This window comes from Enterococcus sp. 12F9_DIV0723 (assembly GCF_002174375.1).
GTDB lineage: Bacteria > Bacillota > Bacilli > Lactobacillales > Enterococcaceae > Enterococcus_A > Enterococcus_A gilvus.
The window spans coordinates 566,495-588,305 of sequence record NZ_NIBK01000001.1; the positions used below are offsets into that span (position 1 = coordinate 566,495).

The 21,811-nt window shown below is 43.4% G+C and carries 18 protein-coding genes; 14 read left to right on the forward strand and 4 right to left on the reverse strand.

Translation table 11 applies throughout. The features are described from left to right. Positions 1-12: 12 nt before the first annotated feature. The 4 genes from A5868_RS02885 to A5868_RS02900 all read left to right on the forward strand — a co-directional run bounded on the left by A5868_RS02885 (position 13) and on the right by A5868_RS02900 (position 5,311). Positions 13-1,113, forward strand: a complete 1,101-nt coding sequence (locus tag A5868_RS02885) for a PTS fructose transporter subunit IIC (protein WP_010781800.1) — start codon at positions 13-15, stop codon at positions 1,111-1,113. An 85-nt stretch (positions 1,114-1,198) separates the two neighbouring features. Then, positions 1,199-3,874, forward strand: coding sequence for a mannosylglycerate hydrolase (mngB, locus tag A5868_RS02890; protein WP_086306167.1), 2,676 nt, complete (start codon positions 1,199-1,201; stop codon positions 3,872-3,874). A gap of 26 nt (positions 3,875-3,900) precedes the next feature. Continuing rightward, positions 3,901-4,779: a fructokinase ScrK gene (gene scrK, locus A5868_RS02895; RefSeq protein ID WP_086306168.1), complete on the forward strand. Its 879-nt coding sequence runs from the start codon at positions 3,901-3,903 to the stop codon at positions 4,777-4,779. Positions 4,780-4,885: 106 nt separating this feature from the next. After that, the gene (locus A5868_RS02900; RefSeq protein WP_086306169.1) at positions 4,886-5,311 is read left to right on the forward strand and encodes a phosphate-starvation-inducible PsiE family protein; all 426 of its coding nucleotides are present in this window, start codon (positions 4,886-4,888) and stop codon (positions 5,309-5,311) included. 41 nt (positions 5,312-5,352) lie between these two features. Here the strand turns inward: A5868_RS02900 and A5868_RS02905 are convergent, their stop codons facing one another. Continuing rightward, positions 5,353-6,228, reverse strand: coding sequence for a sulfite exporter TauE/SafE family protein (locus A5868_RS02905; protein ID WP_010781796.1), 876 nt, complete (start codon positions 6,226-6,228; stop codon positions 5,353-5,355). Between the two features lie 450 nt (positions 6,229-6,678). On the opposite strand from A5868_RS02905, the gene A5868_RS02910 reads away from it, so the two are divergent. Then, a complete protein-coding gene (locus A5868_RS02910) occupies positions 6,679-8,046 on the forward strand; it encodes a DUF1958 domain-containing protein (protein WP_086306235.1) in 1,368 nt (455 codons plus the stop codon). 65 nt (positions 8,047-8,111) lie between these two features. Here the strand turns inward: A5868_RS02910 and A5868_RS02915 are convergent, their stop codons facing one another. The 3 genes from A5868_RS02915 to A5868_RS02925 are packed head-to-tail and all read right to left on the reverse strand — an operon-like array spanning position 8,112 to position 10,940. After that, positions 8,112-9,680 (reverse strand): L-serine ammonia-lyase, iron-sulfur-dependent, subunit alpha, encoded by a 1,569-nt coding sequence (locus A5868_RS02915; protein ID WP_086306170.1) that lies wholly within the window; start codon positions 9,678-9,680, stop codon positions 8,112-8,114. A 12-nt stretch (positions 9,681-9,692) separates the two neighbouring features. Next, complete coding sequence (locus A5868_RS02920; protein WP_010781793.1) at positions 9,693-9,905, reverse strand: tautomerase family protein; 213 nt, start codon at positions 9,903-9,905, stop codon at positions 9,693-9,695. A gap of 48 nt (positions 9,906-9,953) precedes the next feature. Next, positions 9,954-10,940 carry an ornithine cyclodeaminase family protein gene (locus A5868_RS02925; protein WP_086306171.1) on the reverse strand — a complete coding sequence of 329 codons (987 nt, stop codon included), beginning with the start codon at positions 10,938-10,940 and terminating at the stop codon, positions 9,954-9,956. A 356-nt stretch (positions 10,941-11,296) separates the two neighbouring features. Between A5868_RS02925 and A5868_RS02930 the strand changes: the two genes are divergently transcribed. From A5868_RS02930 to A5868_RS02965, 9 genes are all read left to right on the forward strand, one after another. After that, positions 11,297-12,109, forward strand: coding sequence for a prohibitin family protein (locus A5868_RS02930; RefSeq protein WP_086306236.1), 813 nt, complete (start codon positions 11,297-11,299; stop codon positions 12,107-12,109). 1 nt (position 12,110) lies between these two features. After that, the gene (locus tag A5868_RS19300) at positions 12,111-12,245 is read left to right on the forward strand and encodes a hypothetical protein (RefSeq protein WP_254908396.1); all 135 of its coding nucleotides are present in this window, start codon (positions 12,111-12,113) and stop codon (positions 12,243-12,245) included. Between the two features lie 55 nt (positions 12,246-12,300). Next, positions 12,301-13,227 (forward strand): FAD:protein FMN transferase, encoded by a 927-nt coding sequence (locus A5868_RS02935; RefSeq protein WP_086306172.1) that lies wholly within the window; start codon positions 12,301-12,303, stop codon positions 13,225-13,227. Between the two features lie 382 nt (positions 13,228-13,609). Further along, positions 13,610-14,098, forward strand: coding sequence for a rhodanese-like domain-containing protein (locus A5868_RS02940; RefSeq protein WP_086306173.1), 489 nt, complete (start codon positions 13,610-13,612; stop codon positions 14,096-14,098). Positions 14,099-14,866: 768 nt separating this feature from the next. Next, positions 14,867-16,699, forward strand: a complete 1,833-nt coding sequence (locus tag A5868_RS02945; protein WP_086306174.1) for a hypothetical protein — start codon at positions 14,867-14,869, stop codon at positions 16,697-16,699. A 463-nt stretch (positions 16,700-17,162) separates the two neighbouring features. Continuing rightward, complete coding sequence (locus A5868_RS02950; protein WP_086306175.1) at positions 17,163-18,257, forward strand: DUF4352 domain-containing protein; 1,095 nt, start codon at positions 17,163-17,165, stop codon at positions 18,255-18,257. Between the two features lie 70 nt (positions 18,258-18,327). Next, the gene (locus A5868_RS02955; protein ID WP_176374143.1) at positions 18,328-19,392 is read left to right on the forward strand and encodes a helix-hairpin-helix domain-containing protein; all 1,065 of its coding nucleotides are present in this window, start codon (positions 18,328-18,330) and stop codon (positions 19,390-19,392) included. 190 nt (positions 19,393-19,582) lie between these two features. Next, positions 19,583-20,410, forward strand: coding sequence for a leucine-rich repeat domain-containing protein (locus tag A5868_RS02960; RefSeq protein ID WP_087654079.1), 828 nt, complete (start codon positions 19,583-19,585; stop codon positions 20,408-20,410). Continuing rightward, positions 20,403-21,776, forward strand: a complete 1,374-nt coding sequence (locus A5868_RS02965; RefSeq protein WP_140404334.1) for a CAP domain-containing protein — start codon at positions 20,403-20,405, stop codon at positions 21,774-21,776. Before A5868_RS02960 ends, A5868_RS02965 begins: the two co-directional genes overlap by 8 nt. Positions 21,777-21,811: the final 35 nt, after the last annotated feature.

The window sequence follows — 21,811 nt, forward strand, 5'->3', positions numbered from 1 at the left end:
GGGGCAAGCATGATGAAGAAAGTTTTAGCAGAGGTAAAGGGCCACTTGATGAGTGGGATCAGTTTTGTACTGCCGTTGATTATTGGTGCCTCCCTAGTTGTCGCGATTCCAAAAATGATCGCGCTGGGGATGGGGATCACAAGTTTAGACCCATATGCAAAAACAGAAGGATTGAAACACGCACTTTATATGATTGAACAGGTTGGTTGGACCGGTATTGGGTTGATCAACACAGTATTAGCAGGATTTATTGCGTATTCGATTGGAGACAAAGCAGCATTAGGTGCCGGATTTATTGGCGGAGCAGTGGCAACTAGTACGAACGCCGGCTTCTTAGGTGCTGTGATCGCCGGTTTCTTAGCTGGATATTTAGTGAAATGGTCAAAAGAAAAAATCAACTTGCCAGAATCTTTCTCTGGCGTGATGCCATTAGTGATTTTACCGTTGATCGCCACCTTGTCTGTCGCGATCGTGATGGGGGCACTCCTGTCTGAGCCGCTGGCATGGATCAACACGAGCCTAGTCGACTGGATTCGTACCATGATTGAAAATGATGTCAACAAGATCTTGTTGGCGATGATCATGGGGGCGATGATTGGTTCCGACTTAGGCGGACCAGTGAACAAAGCCGCTTGGATGGCTGGAAATGTCTTATTGGCTGAAGGTGTGTATTTGCCAGCGATCATTGTAAACGTCGCTATCTGTGCAGTGCCTTTCGGTTACGCGTTGGCGACATTGTTCCATAAAAAACGGTTCAACCAAGAATTATTGGATGCAGGTCGGAACAACTTTATCATGGGATTCATCGGAATTACAGAAGGAGCCATTCCTTTCACACTCGTGAACCCGTTGAAGCTCGTTCCTATCAACATGATCGGAGGCGCGATCGCTTCTGGTTTGGGGATTACTTTCGGCATGTACGCAAAAATGCCGCCAGTTGGAGGAATCTACGGCTTCTTTACAGTCGGCAACGGCTGGGCATATTTATTAGGCCTATTCATCGGAGCAGCCTTTATCGGTTTTGTCGCACCGCTATTCGTTAACTTCAACAAACAAGAAACGGATACAGAAGAGATTGAATTAGACGATATCGATGTCAGCTTCGAAAACTAATCGAAACAAGAAATAAAAAAATTAATAGGCGCTGGCGGTGAAAATCGTTGAGTGCCTATTTTAATCAAACGAGAGGAATTTTTGCATGAAAAAAACAGTACACGTCGTACCACACAGTCATTGGGATCGCGAATGGTATTTTACCACCAGTCGCTCAAAAATTTATTTGATGCACGATCTGAAAAAAGTGTTGGAGCAATTAGAAAAAGACACGCCCTACAACAGTTTCATTTTAGACGGGCAAGCGTCATTGTTGGACGACTACTTAAAATGGCGTCCGCAAGACAAAGGCAGAATCGAAACCTTAGTGAAGCAAGGCAAGCTGATCATCGGGCCTTGGTACACACAAACAGATCAATTAGTCATTTCTGGAGAAAGTATCGTCCGCAACATGCTGTACGGCATGAAGATCTGCGAAGCCTTTGGCGATTACATGAATGTCGGCTATGTACCGGATTCCTTCGGGCAAGCAGCCAGCATGCCGCAGATTTATCGCGAGTTTGGCATCAGCGATACGATGTTTTGGCGCGGCGTGAGTGATGACGATGTCGCGCACACAGAATATACGTGGCGCGGAGAAGACGGGTCAGTCGTCAATGTGTATCAAATCCCTAGTGGCTATTACATTGGCGGTGCGATCCCTGAACGAGAAGCAGACCTGGCAAAATTCCTGCATGAAGAACCGTTTAAAACGACTTGGGGCCGCAGCGCCACCGATCAAGTCTATTTCCCGAATGGGTTTGACCAAGCACCAGTGAGAGAGAATTTACCTGAGCTGGTGGACCAAATGAACGCTCTTTATCAAGAAGAGTACGAGCTGCAATTCTCAACGATCGAAAAATACATTGCCGCAGTCAAAGAGCGTCAGCCAGAATTAGAAGAAATTGCGGGAGAGTTGATCAACGGAAAACTGATGCGTATCCACAAGACGATCTTTTCTTCACGCCCGGATCTCAAAGCAATGAACACGAAGATCCAGCATTATTTAGTCAATGTGATGGAACCTGTATTGACGATGGCGATGCAGTTGGGCTTTGACTATCCTGTGGAGACAGTCAAAGAAATCTGGAAGCTGATGTTTGAGAATGCGGCCCATGACTCGATCGGTTCATGTGTCTCTGATACGACCAACGAAGATGTCTATATGCGTTACAAACAAGCCCGGGATATTTCGATGAATCTCGTTGAGCTGACCTTGCGCCAACTCGCTACAGCGATCCATAATCCTCAGGCACAAGAAATCACATTTACCTTGTTCAATACCTACGACACATCACGTGAGGGTGTGGTAGAAGCAGAAGTGTATTTGCCTCAGAAAGATTTTGCGATTCTGGATCAGGCGGGAAATACATTGCCTTACACGATTTTAGAGCTGATTGATCAAACGGAATATGTCTTGAATCAAGGGAACGTATTGAATTCTGTCAAAGAAATGTATCTACCGGAAACAGTCTACAAAGCGAAAATCATGATCGAGACGACGGAAGTGCCAAGCATGGGCTACACGCAATTGACGATCGATCTTACAGGCAATAGCCGTACTTCAATGCAGCCGGCAACGGATCGGACGATCGAGAATGACGGTTACCAGATAACAGTCAATCCAAACGGTTCCCTAGATATTTTAGATAAGGCAAATGGGCTGATCTATAAAAATCAAGGAATCATTGAAGAAAATGGGGACGATGGCGATTCTTTCAATTATTCGCCGCCGAAGAAGGATTTAGTGATCTCCTCACAGACCTATGAACCAACGATCACGATCAAGCAATCTGCCATTTACCAAACGATCCAATTGGACTTTTTATTCACTGTACCAAAGGATTTAACTGAGCGGGAAGAGAAAAAAGTCTCTGCGCAACTGCCGATCACACTGGAGGTTGGCTTGAAGAAGGGATCGCCGCTCATTGACTTCCAATTGACCGTGGACAATCAACAGGTCGACAGTCATCGCGTCTGTGTCCTGTTCGATACAGGGATCGCCTCGAAATTCTCGATCGCAGATCAGCAATTTGGAACGTTGCAGCGTCCAGTTGTCTTTGAAAAAGAAATGGCACTTTGGGAAGCGAATAAAGAACAATGGAACGAACAACCGATCGCCATTGAGACCTGCCAGTCTTTCGCTGGCCTCTTTGATGACACGCACGGTGTTGCCGTAATGCCAAAAGGAGTACGGGAATACGAGATCATTGGTGAAGAATTTGACACGATCCGTTTGACCATCTTCCGTACCTATGGCTTTATGGGGAAAGAAAATCTGATGTATCGTCCGGGCCGTGCTTCCGGCGAATCTGTCATCGCCACGCCAGATGCCCAATGCCATAAAACGATGCGCTTTGATTTCTCAGTCGCTTACTTTGCGCAACGTTTTGATGAAGCCGATGTGCCGCAAGCAGCGAAACAAGCCGTAACACCGATCGAGGTCTATCAATACGCAGAATTTTTAAATTCACGGCTGATCTTTACACTAGGAGAGGTTGAAAAACACTTGCCGGCAACCTTCAGTCTGTTGAACATTGAAGGCAATCTGACGCTGAGTGTTTTGAAAAAGGCGGAAGATCGTCCAGGCTATATTCTACGATTGTATAATGGCGCGTTGGAAACCGAGGGCTATGCGACCATCACCTTCAACCACCACATCCAGACAGCAGAAAAAGTTGATCTGAAAGAAAAAACAAAGGAACCGCTATCAATAAATCATGATACAATAGAGCTTGAAAACATTGGGCACGCAAAATTCGTGACCTTATATGTGGAATAAATCTAACAGATTGTGAGTGAAGCGTAGTGGAAAAATTGTTTGGCGGAATCGAAGCGGGCGGAACAAAGTTTGTCTGTGCCGTTGGGAATCAAGAATTGGAGATCATTGAGCGGGTCAGCTATCCGACAACGACTCCTGAAGAAACGATGGCGTTAGTGATCGGCTTCTTCAAAAACTATACAGAGCAATTAGTCAGTATCGGAGTCGGTTCCTTTGGTCCGATCGACATTCACCGTGATTCGAAGACGTATGGCTATATCACGTCAACGCCAAAATTAGCTTGGCAGAATTTTGATTTTGTCGGCACGATGAAAAAGGAATTTGATGTGCCGATCGCTTGGACAACAGACGTGAACGCCGCGTGTTATGGCGAATATGTAAAAGGAAGCGGCGATGGGGTCAACAGTGTCGTTTACTATACGATCGGTACAGGGATCGGCGGCGGTGCGTTGCAAAAAGGGACATTTGTCGAAGGCTTCAGCCATCCAGAAATGGGGCATGTGTTAGTCAGCCGCAATCCAAAAGATGATTTTGAAGGCGTTTGTCCTTTCCACGGACATTGCTTAGAAGGGATGGCAGCGGGTCCCGCGATCGAAAAACGCTTGGGCCGCAAAGGGCAAGACTTGGCGGAAGACGATCCGTATTGGGAGATCGAAGCAGACTACATCGCACAATGCGCCTACAACACGACGTTGATGTTCTCTCCAGATGTCATCATCTTCGGCGGCGGCGTGATGCAGCAAGACCACTTAGTCAAAAAGGTTCGTGCCCGTTTCAAAGAATTAGTGAACGAGTACGTGAAGACACCTGCCTTAGAAGACTACATCGTGACACCGAAGCTTGGCAACAATGCTGGGACGATCGGCTGTCTTGCGTTAGCACGAGAAGCAAAATTGCATTCATAGAAAGAAAGCCGCCGATCAATTTGGCGGCTTTCTTTCAAACTTTTCCTTTCTGATTTAGGAAAACTCTTGCTATAATTTAGAAGAACAAAGCAGGGGGAATGCAAAAATGAAAGACAATCACTTTCTGAAATTTGAAAAAGCGATCAGTACGATCGTTGATTTTCTATTAGCAGTATTGATCATTGTCATAGTGATCGTGATGGGGGAAGAAATCTTCAATATCATTCTTCATGTGATTCCCTTGAACAACGTTTCTGAGATGACACTTTTGATCGAGGAGATCGCGACACTCTTTATTCTATTAGAGGTGATCTTGATGCTGCTGCGCTACATCAAAGAAGGGCATCACATTCCTGTGCGCTATTTGATCCTGATCAGTATCACGGCGATCTTGAGAGAGCTGCTGCTCGCGCACGGCAATGGAGAAAATTCATTGCTTCTCTCGATCTCGATTTTAGTTCTAGTCCTGGTTCTCTTCTTACTGGAGAAGGTCAAAGCCTTCCACAAAGGAGAAAGCAAGCTCGAAAAATAAAGAAGGCACTGTACCAATGTTCTGGTACAGTGCCTTCTTTATTAGGCTGCCGCTGTTTTGCGGGATTTTAGAATGTATTGAATTCCTGTATAAAAAATAATGACAATAACTAGATAAGTGACCATCGTAATATCTAAACCTAATAAAAATTGTGAAGCGATAATAACACCGGGAACCCCGCCGATCGTAATGGCTAAAGCGATTTTTCTAGAGTAGGCTTTCTCACGAATGAAGTTGATGTTCGCAACAGGCTGCAGACCGGCACAAGAGCACATCATGATCGGAAAAGCCGCCAGTGGCGTCATTCCCAACATATAAACCATCGCCATACAAGGTGCAAACAAGCCGACTCCGACAGTCATCAAGGCACCGAATAAGAAGTTTCCGAAGATTCCAGCCAGCAATTTTACCCCAGTCAACGCCGTCGCGGTATTGCCTTTTCCTAATAAAGCGATGACTTCGGTTTGACGCAGCAGCATCAGGATCGCTGTGATCAACAAGGCCCAGCCGATCCATTTTTGGACCGCTTTTTCAGAGAGCTTGGTCACGTATTTCGAACCAAACCATGAGCCGACCATCGCCGCTACAATCAGTGATACAAGCGTCAACGCGTCGACTTTGATCACTGTTACAAAAATAATGGCTTCCGTCAGTACGGGGATCGCGTGTCCAACATTCAAGATCCCTGGTAATTTGCGGTCGTCGTCGATTTGTTTGGTCGCGTTCAGCAGCATCGTCGTGATGGCGAAGCTTCCGATCCCGATCGTGTCCGCAAAGTCTGTGATGAATCCGATAATTCCGCTAATCAGCCAATTGCCTGGTCCTAGATCGTCGCGATGAGTGATGATATCGTGAATGAGCATGATTGCTTGAAAGATCATCAGACCAATTAAAATATAAAAAATAATCTGTGCCATAAGTCCTCCCGTGGGTCGTTTTCTTATAATTATAACAATAAACGAAATAGAAAAACGAAATTTTTTGATTTTTTTGTGATTCATTGAACGATTGCCTGGAAAAGTAAGTTCTTTATAGTTGGCTGTCAAAAGGAGTACATACATTCGCGAGTGAAACCACTTCTGTCAGCCTAACAGTCAAGGCCAAACCGGAAAACGCAGAGATGCCTGCAATCGATCCTCTGATAAGGTACAGCGAAGAAGGCTTCAACACAAGAAAAAAGGCTTGTCCCTATGGCGATCATGAAAGGATAGAAGAAGGAAATCCCTGACGCACCCTTTTCTTTCAGAATAATGGGCTAATGTGAAAAAAGTTCTAAAATATTCTTCTTATTTATGCTAAAATTTTAAGTACGATGCATGAAATGAGGGGGAGTTGTAATTAAAAAAGTTGTGGTTCTATTATTTATGATGGCGATGATTTCTTTTGAGACATCGGTTTTTGCGGCTGCGGATATCATGGAAATTACCAGAGATGCGGGCTATACCGATGTGTTAGAAGTGAACAAACCAAAAGCTTCGATCGTTATTGACGGAGTTAATGGTCAAATATTATGGGAAGAAAATGCGGAGGTCGTGAGGGAGCCGGCGAGTATCTCTAAAATGATGACGGTCTTTTTAGTCTTCGATGCGATCAAAGAAGGAAAATTGACGTTAGACACACCGATCAAAGCAACGGAAAAGGATCAAGCGATCAGTCAATTGTATGCGATCAGTAACAATGATATCAAAGCAGGGGTCGAGTATCCGGTGAGAGAGCTGCTGAAAATGGTGATTGTCCCGTCATCGAATGTGGCGACGGTCATGCTGGCGAATACTGTGTCGGAGAATGACGCGGGCGGATTCATCAAACGCATGAATGACAAAGCACAAAAAATCGGGATGAAGAATACCGCCTTTTACAATTGCAGCGGCGCTTCTGCCGTGAGCTTTGAAGGGCTTTACGAACCAAAGGGGTATGACCCAAATGGGAGCAACACCTCAACGGCGCGTGACTTGGCGACGATGGTCTTTCATTTGATCAATGACCATCCTGACGTGCTGACATTTACAAATCAAGCGAAGGTCACGGCCATGGCAGGCACCCCGTACGAAGAAACCTTCGAGACCTACAATTATTCCTTGCCGGGGGCAAAATACGGCTTTGACGGGGTAGATGGGTTGAAGACAGGTTCGGGGCCAAGCAGTGCCTTTAATTACATCGCGACAGCAAAGCGCGGAGAGATACGAGTGATCGAGGTAATTTTAGGCGTCGGTGACTGGTCAGACCAAGACGGAGAGTATTACCGTCATCCCTTTGGCAATGCGCTGTTGAAGAAGACCTTTGATGAGTATGAGCGCCGCCTGCTGCTGTCGAAGGGAAGTCATGAGATCGGCGGGAAAACGATCGAATTGGACCAAGACTTTTATGGGGTGATGAAAAAGGACGCAAAACCCGAATTGACAGTCCAAGACAAGCAAGTGGTCGTCGCGAATCAAAAGGAGCAAGCTGCGGAAACGATGCCTAAACTGGCTCAAAGCTACAAAGAGCCCAAGAAGGAAAGTGAATCGCTGCCTGATACGAAGCAATCGGCTTCTCCTTTATCTAAAATGATGAAGGTGCTTCCTCCAGTGGTGTTGTTCCTTCTTGGACTGCTGCTGCTCGTTTTCCCGACGAAACGAAACGTAACTGGAAAAACGAGAAGAAGCACACGCAAACGAGGTCGGACAATGGTCAAAGCGGCGGGTGCTGTATGTATTCTTGGCACACTGGTTCTTTTGGTTTGGCTATTCTTATAAGGGATCGATATAAAAAATAAAGGGAGTGGGACGCTTATGCGTCTCGCTCCCTTTTCTCATTGATTTTAACAGCAATCCAGCGGACAGCCTAGTTTTTCAGCGATCTCAAGGCCCGTTTTTGTTTGCGCCAATCCGGCATGTCCCGTGCAGCGTAAAGAGGGCGGGATCATACGTCCGACTTTGTTAAAGCTTTCGATCGTTTCGTCCAGTGGAACAACGACATCGTACCCTGCTAAGGCCATGTTCGCCGCACCTAGCGCGTTCATTCCGCACATCATATTTTTTCCAAGACAAGGCACTTCTACTCGAACACCAATGGGGTCACAGGTCATTCCAAAGACATTTTTGAGGGCCATCGCCGCCGCATCCACTGCTTCTTCGATCGTTCCCCCCATTAACTGGACTAGAGCACCTGCGGTCATCCCAGAGCCGGAACCGCATTCCGCCTGACATCCGGCAACTTCCGCCGCAAATGTGGCGTATTCAGCGATAAAGACCCCGATCATCCCAGCCGCTAATAGCCCGCGAACCAAGTCATCTTTCGATTTCTTCTGGTAGTCGCTGACCGCGATCAATGTCCCCGGCAGTGCACCGCAGGAACCTGCTGTTGGCGCCGCCACGAACACATTCATGGAGCTTTTGACCTCCATCAGGGCAGAGATGTTTTCGAGGATTTTTGCCGGAAGGTCGTCTCCGATCAGCTTGGCGCGATTGGCGCGAATCTTCGGTGACTGCGCCCCTAACATCCGATCGTCATAGGACGTTCCCGCCAATCCTACTTTGATGCCGTTGGTCATGATGGCGAGGATATCTTCTGCTTTTTGATAGACTTCGGCTTCGGAGATACTGCCGCGATGGCTCTCGTAACGCAACGCCATATCCGCTAAATCTAACTGCTCCTTTTTTGCCAAGGCAACCATTTCTTCGACCGTAGAAAAAAGCATCTCTGGTTCCTTTTGCGAAAGAACGGGTAACACAGGATCGAAGGCAATCATGCGTTCGACGGTCATGTGTTCCATCAGCCAAGCCTTTTCATTTTCAGAAAGTGCCTGCTGGGTTTTAAGGTGCAAAAGGATTTCTCCCTCGTTTTCAGAGACCGTCGCAAAGCAAAATTTACTGATTTTTTCTGGGAGCTCGGCTTCAAGTAAAGCGAGATCCTTTCCGAAAAGCAGGGTCTCATAAAAACCGCCAGTGATCGCCACGTTGAAATGATTGATCTCTGTGATCTCGATCATGCCGCCGCCGACGGAAAGCGCGACGACATCGAGTTCTTCGCCGAGGTCTGTTTTGATCGTCATTTTATACGTGTTAGGGTGGGTGTTCTCAAAGGGAATGACCCGGAAACGGACCGTCATGCCTTCGTTCTCGGCAATCTCAAGTGCCTTCGTCAAGCGGCTGTCTGTGGGGTCCATCCCCAATAAGCCGCCGACGAGTCCAATATCAGAACATTGCGTGATGTAGCTTGCTGCCAAAGAGCCTTCTGGATCAAAATCCGCTTGAAAAAAAGTGATCTTTCCTGCGACCATCTGACGCAGCGCACGACCGATTCGGACAGAAGCTGCCGTGTGGGAGCTGGAGGGACCGATCATGACAGGACCCAAAACATCATTAAAGATACTTGCATGTTCTTTCATCTGCGCCCCTCCTTAGAAATCTGCGTCGATATAAGTCTCTTCACCAGCGATCTCGTCAACGATCACGTCTTTCCACTTTTCAGCGTCGATCTCTTTAAATGAAACGGAGACGACATTGGGTTCACAGCCCAGTTCTTGAACGACAAAGTCCTGCAATTTTTCAGCGAATGCCTGTTTTACTTCTTTTGAACGACCTGGATACAATTTGACTGATACGTGTGGCATAAGTAAGTCCTCCTATTTTCTATTTATTACGAGAAGCAGATGAAAAGACTAGTCCCATTCGGTGCCAACAGCTGCTTCACGCGCTTTCTCATAAATTTTTTGTGCGGTAACGAGATCCTGTGCCCCGATGCCGACCGTTTTGAAGACGATGATCTCTTCGTCATTTTCACGACCGACGAGGTTCCCAAGCAAGACGTCGCCAATGTCTCCTGTGAAATCCTCTTTAGTGATCGTCCCATCCTCCAACGGGATCAAAATGTCCCCAGCCTCAGAAAGAACGGCTTCCTCAGAATCAAAATAAAGCTTGCTGGCCCGTGTCAAAATCACCGGGTCCATTTCCTGCATATGGGGCTGATAAGAACCAACACAACTGACCGTCGCTCCAGCCTTGACTTTGCTGCCGTCGAAAACAGGAGAGGCAGCAGGTGTGACCGTGATGATCAAATCCGCATCCTGGATCGCGTCATCCGAAGACGCTGCCGGGTGAATCTCGGCTCCATACTGTTTTAGTGCGGCATTCATTTTTTCAGCGAACGCTTTTGTCCGCTCAGGATTTTGATCGAATACAGCGACCGTGTCCAAGTCCCGCGCGCAAACCATCGCCTCCAGCTGCGTTTCAGCCTGTCCGCCAGTACCGATCAGTGCACCTTTTTTGGCGTCTTTTCTGCCTAAGACATCAAAGGCAACACCAGACGCTGCTCCTGTACGGAACTGTGTGACCGTCACCCCATCCAGCAGGGCATTGATATAGCCTGTTTTTCCATCGACTAACAATACTTGGGCAGGCGCAGAGGAGAGCCCTTTTTCAATATTGTCAGGGAAGATGTTGATGATCTTGACCGCCGCCGCATCTAGATCCGGCGCGTAAGAAGGCATAAACAGAAAGGTCCCGTTTTGCTTTTCCGAAACGATCTGGGTCCGCAACGGCACATTTGTTTTGCCTTCACTGAATAATCGAAAGGCCGTTTTGTCCGCTTCGATGGCCTCCGCCATGGTAAATACTTGTTTGATATTTTCACGCGATAAAAGTAACATTAAAAAACCTCCTTCACTTTACTTACAAGTAAAAGTATAAGCGATTCCATTGGCGGTGTCACTGGGAGAATCAGACTTCCTTAGCGTTCTATGGAAGAAAAAAAGCAGGATACCCTTTATTCTTATACTTGTTTTGAAAAACGGGTCGCGTCATCCACGATTTTGCGAAAGAATCTATGTAAAGAACAATCAGAATGTGGTAGAATTTTTTATCAACACTTGAAAAAGCTTCTGAGTTTCCAGGGGCGATTCGCTCGGATATCGGAGAAAACACAACAGTAAAGTGAAATCATTCACGTTGCAGCAACAAAAAAATAAGTTAAATATAGGAGAAAATTATGAAAGAACACAAGGGCATGAAAGAAAATAAGGTAGTGAAAAAAATCTTGGCAGTGGTATTGATCCTAGTTATCGGTGTTGTCGCAGCCTTTAAGTTTTTTGAAAAAATCGACAATGGGTACGTCGGTGTGCGCTATTCGATGAATGGCGGGATCAAGGACGAAGCCCTGACACAAGGAGTGAAATTTGTCGGGATCGACAAGGTGATCCAATACCCGATCCGACTGCAAACGATCCAGGCGAAGAACGTATCTGTTTCAACAAGTGATGGGAAGAAAACCACCATCAGCATCAAATATGACTACAAAGTTGATCCAAGCAAAGCCGCAAAGATGTACAAGGAATTCGGGAATATAACCAGCGAAGACATCGAGTCAGGCTGGTTAAAATCAAAGCTGCAAAAGGTATCCCGAGAAGTCTACGCAAAATTTAGTTTGCTGGATGTATTGTCAGGGGATTCGTCGAAAGTCGAAGCAGAAGTGCTCTCCGATTTTGCGAAATCCGTAGAGAAAAAAGGCTTTCTGGTCGAAGACGTGACCCTTGGAGTCCCTGATGTCGACGCGGAGACTCAGAAATCCATCGATGCCATCATACGTGCAGGGCAAGAAAATGAAAAGGCAAAATTAGATGCCGAGACCGCTAAAACACAGGCAGACAGCGAAGCCTATAAGAAAACCAAAGCGGCAGAGGCGGAAGCAGAAGCAAACAAAAAAGTAGCCAACTCTGTGACCGATGAATTGATTCGGTACACCGAAGCGCAAGCAAGAGAAAAACATGGCTGGGTAACGGTCAATGGCGCCAATACCGTCGTGACCGATCAAGGAAATTAAGATGGGCTATTTTATTGGGAAAATCTTTGTTCTCTTGCTGCTGATTGGACTGCTGGGTGTTTTAGCTTTTGTAGTGAAGGCGAAAACAACGGCTAAAAAAGAAACCAAGGACGAAGACGACTGGGACAGCTTTTAGTCATTGCACCGAGCTGTCGGCGTCTTCAAAGGTACTTATAGAAAGGAACACAACGATGAAGGAGAAAGTTTTACACTTGATGGGGACCGTGATCATTCTCTCCATCCTGCATCCGAACGCCGAGGAGCTGTTGAACGCTGCGCAAGGGCGCTTGCGTGATTTTGAACACCGCTTCAGCGCGAATTCAAAGGATTCAGATCTGGCACGCATCAGCCAGCAAGCGGGCATCGCACCGGTCAAGGTGGACGAGGACCTGTTCGAGTTGATCGCGATAGGAAAGGAACAAAGCCTGATCCCCGGCAGCGCATTGAATATTGCCATCGGCCCTCTGATCCAAGCGTGGCGCGTTGGCTTTTCTGATGCAAGATACCCCTCTCCCCAAACGATCCAAGAGGTACTTCCTTTAGTCGATCCAGCAGCGATCGAATTGAATGCTGCGGATCACACGGTATACTTGGCACATCCAGGAATGGCATTGGATCTCGGCGCGTTGGCGAAAGGCTATTTTGCCGATAAGATCATTGCCGATTTTAAAGAAGCGGGTGCCGAATCCGCATTTATCGACCTGGGCGGAAATGTTTTGACCTTTGGCCCCGCCCCTCAGCGAGCAGAAGGTGCATGGCATGTGGGCATCCAAAATCCCTTTCTGAAACGAGGAAATTATGCCCTGGTTGTGAAGTCTCGAGACGAATCCATTGTGACTTCAGGAATTTATGAACGAACCTTTGAATGGGAAGGACAAACGTATCATCATATTTTTGACTGGCAAACCGGCTATCCCATCCAGACAGACCTAGCCAGTCTGACGATCGTATCTAAGAAATCCGTGGATGGTGAAATCTGGACGACGCGTCTCTTTGGAAAAACAGCAGAGGAAGCACTGAAGGAAATAAACCGAACAGCAGGGATCGAAGGCATCGTCATTACGAAAAATAAGGAGATGGCCTTCAGCGAGGGATTGAAGCCGCGCATTTCCTATTAAAGAGACAGACATTTGGAGAAATCCAGATGTCTTTTTTTATAATTAATGTAATTTTATTCAAAAACATTAGTTGTTATTAAAGTTTTTGAATCGAAAAACTATTTATTGATCTGTTATTGAAAAGCGCATTCTCTTTCTATATAATTTGTTTGAAGATAGCCCTTACAAAGTGGCGCAGGAGGTGGAAAAATGCCAAAACGATCATGACTATGAGGCGCTGCTTTACTTAGAGTGTCTAAGCGCGTTTCCCAAGCATTCTTTCCCTCAACCAGACGTTCTCTAATGACCCGTAAAACAGGTTCTTTTGTACGGTTCACTTTTTGATGGAAAGAAGCAAGAATGCACCAAACAAAAAAATGAAAATGAAAGAAGGATCTAAGAAATGAAAAAGCGAGTAAGTGGGTTCGTAGTGATTGCTTTAGCGGTGTTTGCGATGGTATTGACAGGGTGCTCAACCAACGAAGGAAAAGAAAAGAAAGCCGATCGAGCAGAAGCAGATATCGAGTGGCAAATGATCAAGCCGGAAAAGATGAAGGAAGTTCTTGAGACGGATGACGCGACGGATTATCAAATTATCGATATCCAACCAGAAGCAGATTATGAGAAAGGACATTTGCCAAATTCTATCAGCGTACCAGCCTACCCAGTGGACACGGAAGACCTGGAAAAATTGGTCGTGGATAGTGCCGACGAGTTCAAAGATGGGGACGCCCCAATCTATGTCGTATGCCCTGGCGGCGGCGGGGGTGCCAAACGCACGATCTCACTCTTGATCGATGAAGGAATCGACGAGTCCCGCTTATACATCGTAGAAAACGGAGCCAAAAAATGGCCCTATAAAGACGACAGCAAACTATGGGTAACAGAGTAACCATTAGAAATCAAAGAACCCTCTCGGTGAAGAGGGTTCTTTTTTCGATGTATAAGAAACGACCGATTGCTGGTGAGGGCAGGAATCAAGCGCCTAAAGCGAGTGAAGGGAGTGAGCGGCAGCTACTTTTTTTTCATAGCCTTTGAAAAGGAAAAGATCACCAGAACGATCCCTAGTGTGATCAAAAAACTAAAGAGTATAAAAATGATGATGCCCAATTTTGATAGTGAATCGAATAACGTTAATAACTGCTGCATGGTTGGTCACTCCTCGTTTCTATTTTATGATAACGCGTAAATAAGAAGACAACATCCAATCACAAAAAGCGATTTCCATATAAGCTCGTGGAAGTAGATAATTAACGTTTGCCTCTGTTAAGTAAAATTTTATCACAATATAATAATTAATAAAATTTAAACCGCGTGATTTACGTATTTTTTATTTATTAAAGTTATATGTAGTGTTGACAAAGAACTATATAAATTATAAAATTACGATTAGATATTAAAACATTGTATTGATTATTAAATGATAAATTTTGATCCTGAAAATTAGTTAAATAGAAAAATAAAACACGAAAAAAGTGTTCCCCGATGGCGAAAAAAGACCTAATTGTATGTTATTAAACGAGCCCTGTAAATTCCTACACGGTTTTTCGTGTGACAGGGTTTATTTTGGGTTACACGTTATTATTTTTTGTTGGTAGCGAGTAATAACGTGAAGGGTCGTACCGGGCTTTTTGAATGTTGGAGAAAAGGTGGGAAGTTTGTGTTAGTAAAAATGGAAGTACCTCAGAGAAGTAAGTGCACCGCACAGTCGTTGGCAAGTTCTTATTTTTCAGAATACTGTGTAGTGAACAAAATGAATGAAGAAACGGGAAGTGATTTTTTCTGTGTCTTGCCAGCGAATGAGACGAGGGCGGGCAATGGCTTTTACCTTCATTTCAGTGAAGGAGAGAATTTGGAAGAAGAGGAAGACGCCTTGTCTTTCCAATTGACGACCGCTGCGGTACGGCATTGGCTGCAAAAAAGAAGGCTGACGTATTTTATACACGCCGATGTGGAAAAGCAAGAACTCTATTGGGTCGATCCCTTTCCGCAAATTTTTGAAAAAGTCAGAGAATTATCTAGCGCGCAGGAAACAGTCGTTCTCAAGGTTCCTAAAAGCAATGTATTCTCAAAAGAAGAGGAAAAGCTGCCGGATGCTTTTTTAGAAAGCATCGACACCTTTGACGGGCATCTCTTCAATGGGACGCTGAAGCGAATCTCTGAAGACATCGAGACTTTTTCCGAGCTGACGTCTTTTTCTGAAAAACCGCTTGTGGAAGAAACCGATCAAACAATGAGCATCAAATACAAGAATATCTCTCTTACGGCCATCTATCCTGATCCTCAAGATGCCTTTTTCCAGGGAAGTTGTACGATCCAACTGACACGCCTCAAGAAAAAAGGCGAAGCGGATATCACCTTGGGGCATCGCGAGTTATTGGACCTCTTCTATTTTGGCAAAGGGACCGATGTGCATTTGGGCATGCGGAAGTATGTCCGCCTTTATTTAGAGGAGCTGGATCACTATTTTGTTGATTTTGGCAATAGCGTCGCGTACCTGTACGAAGAAGAAGTAGAAGAATTAAGTGTGGTGATCGACTTTTTCATCAAGCGCTACGTCGCGAAGATCACCAGCTACCTCAATGATCTGAAATCCTTTGGCTTTGAGCCTTATCAAGGCAGCCATCGGAAATTCATGCTGATGACGCTGACTTCTGATCTGTGGGAAAAAATTCGGACACACGCGAAGGACCATCCCACCTCAAAAGGCAGCTACGAGGAAGGGTATATGTATATTCCCTTTGAAGACAAGAACCAGATCGGGATCGAAGACGAAGCTGGCTTGGAGCTCTTCAATGTGTACGGGTATTACAAACAGGACAAAAACGACCCAGAAAAAATGGTCGTGGAGGTCGTTTGGGAATCCCTCGACAGCTCCGCTGACCAGCAGTTAGACAGTGCCTATAGCGTCGCGGACACCTATTCCTTCTTCATGAATGACCTGCTGCCGCGCTTTTTCGTCAGCGAAGAGACCGTTCCGAAAAAGGGACTCTTCCGAACCAAACAAGTCAAAGTCCAAAGAAACCAGACAAAAGAAGAAATCGAGCGCGAACTCGTTCTTTCCAGTTACCGACTCAGCCATTACCCAGACGGCAACGCCGAACTAGCAGACACCTTCCAGGCACTGTCTGAATACATGATCGAAAAAGAATTCTATACGATCAATTACAAATCCTTCGAGAAACTGCTGGAGCAATTCGACACGCTCCTCCGCCCAGAATTATCCATTGGCGGGGACAATGCCAAGGCCTGGTACCTAGAAAATAAAGGCGAGGCCTTAGATAACGTCGCACAATTGAAGGAAGAACAAGAAAACCAAACCTTCAGCGAAGGCTATTTCCTCGCTGAACTCTTCCTGAAACTCCAAACCATCGTCCTGCGCTACCAAGAATCCTTCGATGGCAAACGCATCCGCGAGAGCGAACTGCTGCACGACTTCAGCGAGCTGATCAACGAGTACAATGAAGACCGGTTGATTCGGTTGTTGGTGTGAGGACGAACATAAGAATAAAAGAGAACTGTCGCCTGTGAAAATGGGCGGCTTTTTTTCGACTAAAAAAATATTGCCTTTTTTTGACTTCGTTATATAAACGAAGGATTAACCAACTGTTAAGAAAATAAATAGGAAAGAAAGGGTGTTGTCAGTTCCTTAAAAAGAAGATTAATTAAAAATCATAAACCCATAATATCGTTTAGTTATTTATGAAGCATTTTCCGTTGCAACAATACTTTTAAATAAGACTTATTGTGGTTTATAACTATTCAGAGGTATGTTATTTTTGTTAAAAGGATAGTAACAAAGGAGGTGCTAATTACATTCGGATTGTTTTAAAAAGCCCTCGGAAGGAGTCATCAAATATACGCTTTCGGTTGGATGTAAACGTGGCGAAGTACTTTTTGAAGATGATCGTCTTTCTTATGGGCTATACAAGTATTTATAAAAACGGGGGAGAAAAATGAAAAAAAACAAAGTAATATCAACCATTATTTTATTAAGTAGTGTTCTTTTTGTTGCTTCATCTTGTTCAAGTAGTGAGTCAAAACCTAGAGAATCAGAAACCTCAAAGAACGCTAATGTTGAACTGAGCATTGATAAAGGAGGGTACGTCATTCCTGACGGAAAAGACTCGGATGGAGAAACTGGTTTCTTGGCATTGACTGTAAACGTTAAAAATAAAACAGACGATGAGTTGAGTGTCTCGGTTAGTGATTTCGCTTTATACGGTGAAGATGGAGAAAAAGTTTCTTCAGAACGCGTCTACGATTCTGAAGGAAATTTCAGAGTAATGGGTAGTGAAAGCTTATCGGAAGATAAGAGCTTTACAGGTTCCTTGGTGTTTGAAGTCGAAAAAGCCAACACGTACGAATTGCATTATAGACCCTCCCTGCCTTCAGGAGATGAAAAAGCCAATGAGATCGAATTGAAGGTAAATACCAAACAATACAAAGACGAAGCAAAAGACGTCGAGAATCTTGTAAAAGAGTACGTATCAACAGTCTTTTACGATTCTGATGAAGAGGAAACGAACTCTAAGCTAAAATTAGGCAACGATCTAGAAGCTGAACGAAAGATGTTTAAGGAGGACGGAGTCAAAAGGCTGCAAGAAAGTTTCACTAGCTATGAAGTAACATCCCAAGAAGCAGAAAAAATCGTCGCACAATTCCAAGCGTCAAATAAAGAAAAAGCCCAAGTTACGTATAAATACAAAGAATTCTTCCCAGAAACAGCAACGATCTATGTTCATCCAGAGACTGTGCTGCTTGATAAAATTGATAGAGATGCGTTGGTCAAACAATTTGCAGAAGAGAACAAAGGAAAGTATACAAATTACTCCACTGCTCAAAAAGAAGGAGAAAAATATCTCGTTCAAGAATTACCAGAGAAAATAAAAGAAACTCCGATCAGTACGGAGGAAAATATGGCAGGAGAAGGCTATCGGGTGAACCTAGTAAAAAAAGAAGGTAAATGGGAACTAAATTCCTCAAAGGACAGCAAAAATTATTCGTTTAATTCTTTGAAAGCCAGTTTTAGAGGCGGCTTGAAAGATTAACTGGATTTATGGATGAGAGGTGAAGCCGCCCTCATCCGTTGATTATAAAATGACTGAAAAGGAGAAAAGAATGAATGCACAAGTGAAGAAGTGTTTGTTGGTTGTTGTAATGGTCGTAAGCATGGTTATGACTCTCGGCGGGAATAAGGTGGAAGCATCTGAAAAGGTAGATATTAATTCCGCCAGTATCGAAGAATTGCAAAAGCTAGAAGGAGTAGGAGCACCGTTAGCGCAAAAAATCATAGACGCGCGTCCCTACAAATCGGTGGATGAACTAAAAGACAAAGTGGCCGGTATTGGTGCAGCAAAATTGAAAGCGATCCAAGATCAAGGCTTAGCCGTCGCAGAAAGCTTTCCGACAGAAATTGACCTCAATAAGGCAACCCTCTACGATCTACAGTTTCTTACAGGAGTTGGTGAACCGCTGGCACAGAAAATCATCGATGCTCGCCCGTATAAGAGTGTGGATGAGTTGAAGGACAAGGTTGATGGTATTGGTGATGTGAAGCTGCAAGCGATTAAAGATCAGGGGTTGGCAGTGGCAAAGGAAGAGTTGACGCCAACAACAGAGAAGAAAATTAGTGAGTGGTTTCCAGATCCAGTCTTGGCAGACTACATGGCGAGTGTAATGAGAAAGAACAAAGAAGAATCTGTATCACTGTATTATTTGAATAAGTTCAACAACTTTGGACAATATCCTTACAATTATGCAAGGCTTACAGGAGACATCTCATCTATTGAAGGTATGCAACATTTGACTAAAGTAGAGAGCGTTACAATAGAAAAAACGCAGATTAGCGATATTAGTCAGTTAAGCAATTTATCAGCTTTAACTCACATTACATTGCTGAACAATCAAAAAATGAAGATTGCCCAGTTAACAAAACTAGCTAATCCTGAGAAGATATTAGTTGATAATATAAAGAGTGAAGATTGGTCTTTTTTATCAAAATTAACTAAAACTACATCATTGAATTTAGTTAGTTGTGATTTGAACGATAATGACATCAAGGGTATTGCAACGTTAGCAAACTTGGAAGTTTTGGCATTAACAGATAACAAATTAACTGATATTTCTTGTTTATCCAATTTGAAAAAACTACAGGTATTGGGTCTGTCTCTTATACACATCTAGATGTGTATAAGAGACAGCATTTCACTATTATGTTAGAAATACTAGTTTAAGCCAAAGTATAAATATTAAAATTATTCAACCAATAATATTTGAAGCAGATAAATCCGACCTTCAAGAATTATACGACTCTATAGTAAACACCAGTGGAAAATATTCGGAAGAATCATGGGGAAAATTCCAAGAAGAGTTGGTGAAAGCAAAAAAAATGCTTGAAAAAGACGATGCAGCAATTGCAGAGCTAGACAAGGCAGAAAAAGATTTGCGAGAAGCGTTTGATGCTTTAAGTATAAAAATCAGTGATTGGTTTCCAGATCCAGGGTTAGCGAAGACAGTGGCTGATCAGTTGGAAGTTACGGTTGATGACGAAATATTTCAAAATAAGTTAGATGAAATTAACAGACTTTACTGCCAGTACAAGAATATAAAGGATTTGACTGGATTACGCTATCTGAAGAATCTAACAAGCCTAAATATTTATGGTAATAGAAATCTTGAAGATATTAGTGAACTAGCTTATTGTAAAAAAATTGGGAGTTTACAGGCGCACGAATGTAATATTTCCAATATAGATGCTTTAGCTAATTCAAAATCATTAAGCATGCTTAGACTTGAACACAATAAAATTACTGATATTAGCGCTTTAGCTTCGCATCCTAATCTATATAGTTTATCAATTAATAATAATCAAATTACAGATATTTCTCCAATCAATAAACTAGAAAAATTGAGAGACATTTATTTTGCCTACAATCAAATTTCTGATTTGAGTAATGTTTATTGGCCTGTAGTAACCGTCATCTCTGCTGCAGGTAATCCTGTATTTGACATTTCAGGGTTGAAAGATTCTAATCGCTTGACAACTTTAACAGTTAGTTCAGGTAATAACGAAATAATGAATGGAATTAATTCTCTTTCTAATAAAGATACATTAACTATTTTGACTCTTGGAGCTTCCCTAAAACAAGAAGATTTAGAGTCCATTAATACCTGTCTCTTATACACATCTAGATGTGTATAAGAGACAGTCCCTAAAACAAGAAGATTTAGAGTCCATTAATACTAATAAAAATCTGACTCGTTTATCAATAAATGGAAGTAATATAAATGATTATAGTCCATTATCGACTCTTACCAAATTAGAAACACTAAGCATCATTCGAAGTGGAATTAATAATACAAATGTACGTACATTAGCAAGTGTTAAAACAAAAAGTTTGGATATTTGGTACAACAATGTTACTGATATAAACGAGCTTAATAAACTTAGAGTAAATATTGATTCTATAACTGCTAGATATCAAACTGCAACAGTAAATGGAACACTTTCGTCTGATGGAAGCGTGACTCTTAAAAACCCTATCAAAGATATTGAAGGTAAATTTATTCTACCTAGTAGCAATAGTTCATATATGAGTTATGAGGACGATGTAATTAAGTGGAAAAATACAAATGGAAAACAGGACTGCTATTTTGCTTATAAAACTCCAGACAACATGATCGACTATAGCCTAACAATGACCGTTACACATACGGATAAACGAGCCTTAGAAGATTTGATCAATACTTTGAAAGATACTGATAAAGGGAATTACACGAAAAAAAGCTGGGATAATTTCCAAACTGCTTTAGATTCGGCGAAAAAGGTTTTAGAGGATGAAAAAGCTATAAAAGATACAGTGGAAAAAAGTATTTCTGAACTACAAAAAGCGTTTGATGAACTGATTGAGAAGGCTTCTTCAAAAGAAGAACTTAAAACTTTTGTAGAAAAAGTGGATAAATTATATTGGAGACAAGATTACTCTTCTGGATATAGTGAATTAACTAAGGCTTGTTCTGATGCTAAAAAGATAATTGACAACGATGATGCAAGTCAAACTGAAGTTGATGAAGTGCTGGCTGAACTCAAAAAGTTGGAAGAGAACTTGGTTACCTATGGCAATGCTGCTATCCCATTAGACCAACGCTTAGCAGAGGCACGTACCAAATTCTTAGAACTGATCAACGAAGAACGTAAATCAAAAGACATGAATACATTAGCCTATTCAGATGGATTGAATAGCTTGGCTGATGTCCGTGCAGACGAGCAACAGGTTCTATATAGTCACACACGCCCGAATGGTTCGAACGTTTTATATGCGGGTCAAAAATATGGCTTTACTTTCTTAGATGAATGTTTAACTGATAGTTTATTCAGAGATTCTTATGGCTATCAAAAGAGTGGAGAAGACATCGGACAAACTATGTTTGATTCATGGAAGAGTTCATCAGCTCATTACAATATCATGGTCAGAACGACCAGACAAACTCACATTGGATTAAGTTTTGTTGTGAATAAAGGCAATACATTTAGAATGTATGGAGTGTTGCTTGTTGGCTGGAACTAACTTAAATTTTTGATAGAAGTAAACAGTAAAATATC

Bases quoted from the DNA above. Each gene is read 5' to 3' on its own strand.
- A5868_RS02900 (WP_086306169.1), top strand. From the start codon at position 4,886: ATGAAAGACAATCACTTTCTGAAATTTGAAAAAGCGATCAGTACGATC.
- A5868_RS02930 (WP_086306236.1), top strand. From the start codon at position 11,297: ATGAAAGAAAATAAGGTAGTGAAAAAAATCTTGGCAGTGGTATTGATC.
- A5868_RS02920 (WP_010781793.1), bottom strand. From the start codon at position 9,905: ATGCCACACGTATCAGTCAAATTGTATCCAGGTCGTTCAAAAGAAGTA.
- A5868_RS02910 (WP_086306235.1), top strand. From the start codon at position 6,679: ATGGCGATGATTTCTTTTGAGACATCGGTTTTTGCGGCTGCGGATATC.
- A5868_RS02905 (WP_010781796.1), bottom strand. From the start codon at position 6,228: ATGGCACAGATTATTTTTTATATTTTAATTGGTCTGATGATCTTTCAA.
- A5868_RS02935 (WP_086306172.1), top strand. From the start codon at position 12,301: ATGAAGGAGAAAGTTTTACACTTGATGGGGACCGTGATCATTCTCTCC.
- mngB (WP_086306167.1), top strand. From the start codon at position 1,199: ATGAAAAAAACAGTACACGTCGTACCACACAGTCATTGGGATCGCGAA.
- A5868_RS02885 (WP_010781800.1), top strand. From the start codon at position 13: ATGAAGAAAGTTTTAGCAGAGGTAAAGGGCCACTTGATGAGTGGGATC.
- A5868_RS19300 (WP_254908396.1), top strand. From the start codon at position 12,111: ATGGGCTATTTTATTGGGAAAATCTTTGTTCTCTTGCTGCTGATTGGA.
- A5868_RS02940 (WP_086306173.1), top strand. From the start codon at position 13,610: ATGAAAAAGCGAGTAAGTGGGTTCGTAGTGATTGCTTTAGCGGTGTTT.
- A5868_RS02925 (WP_086306171.1), bottom strand. From the start codon at position 10,940: ATGTTACTTTTATCGCGTGAAAATATCAAACAAGTATTTACCATGGCG.
- A5868_RS02950 (WP_086306175.1), top strand. From the start codon at position 17,163: ATGAAAAAAAACAAAGTAATATCAACCATTATTTTATTAAGTAGTGTT.
- A5868_RS02915 (WP_086306170.1), bottom strand. From the start codon at position 9,680: ATGAAAGAACATGCAAGTATCTTTAATGATGTTTTGGGTCCTGTCATG.
- A5868_RS02955 (WP_176374143.1), top strand. From the start codon at position 18,328: ATGAATGCACAAGTGAAGAAGTGTTTGTTGGTTGTTGTAATGGTCGTA.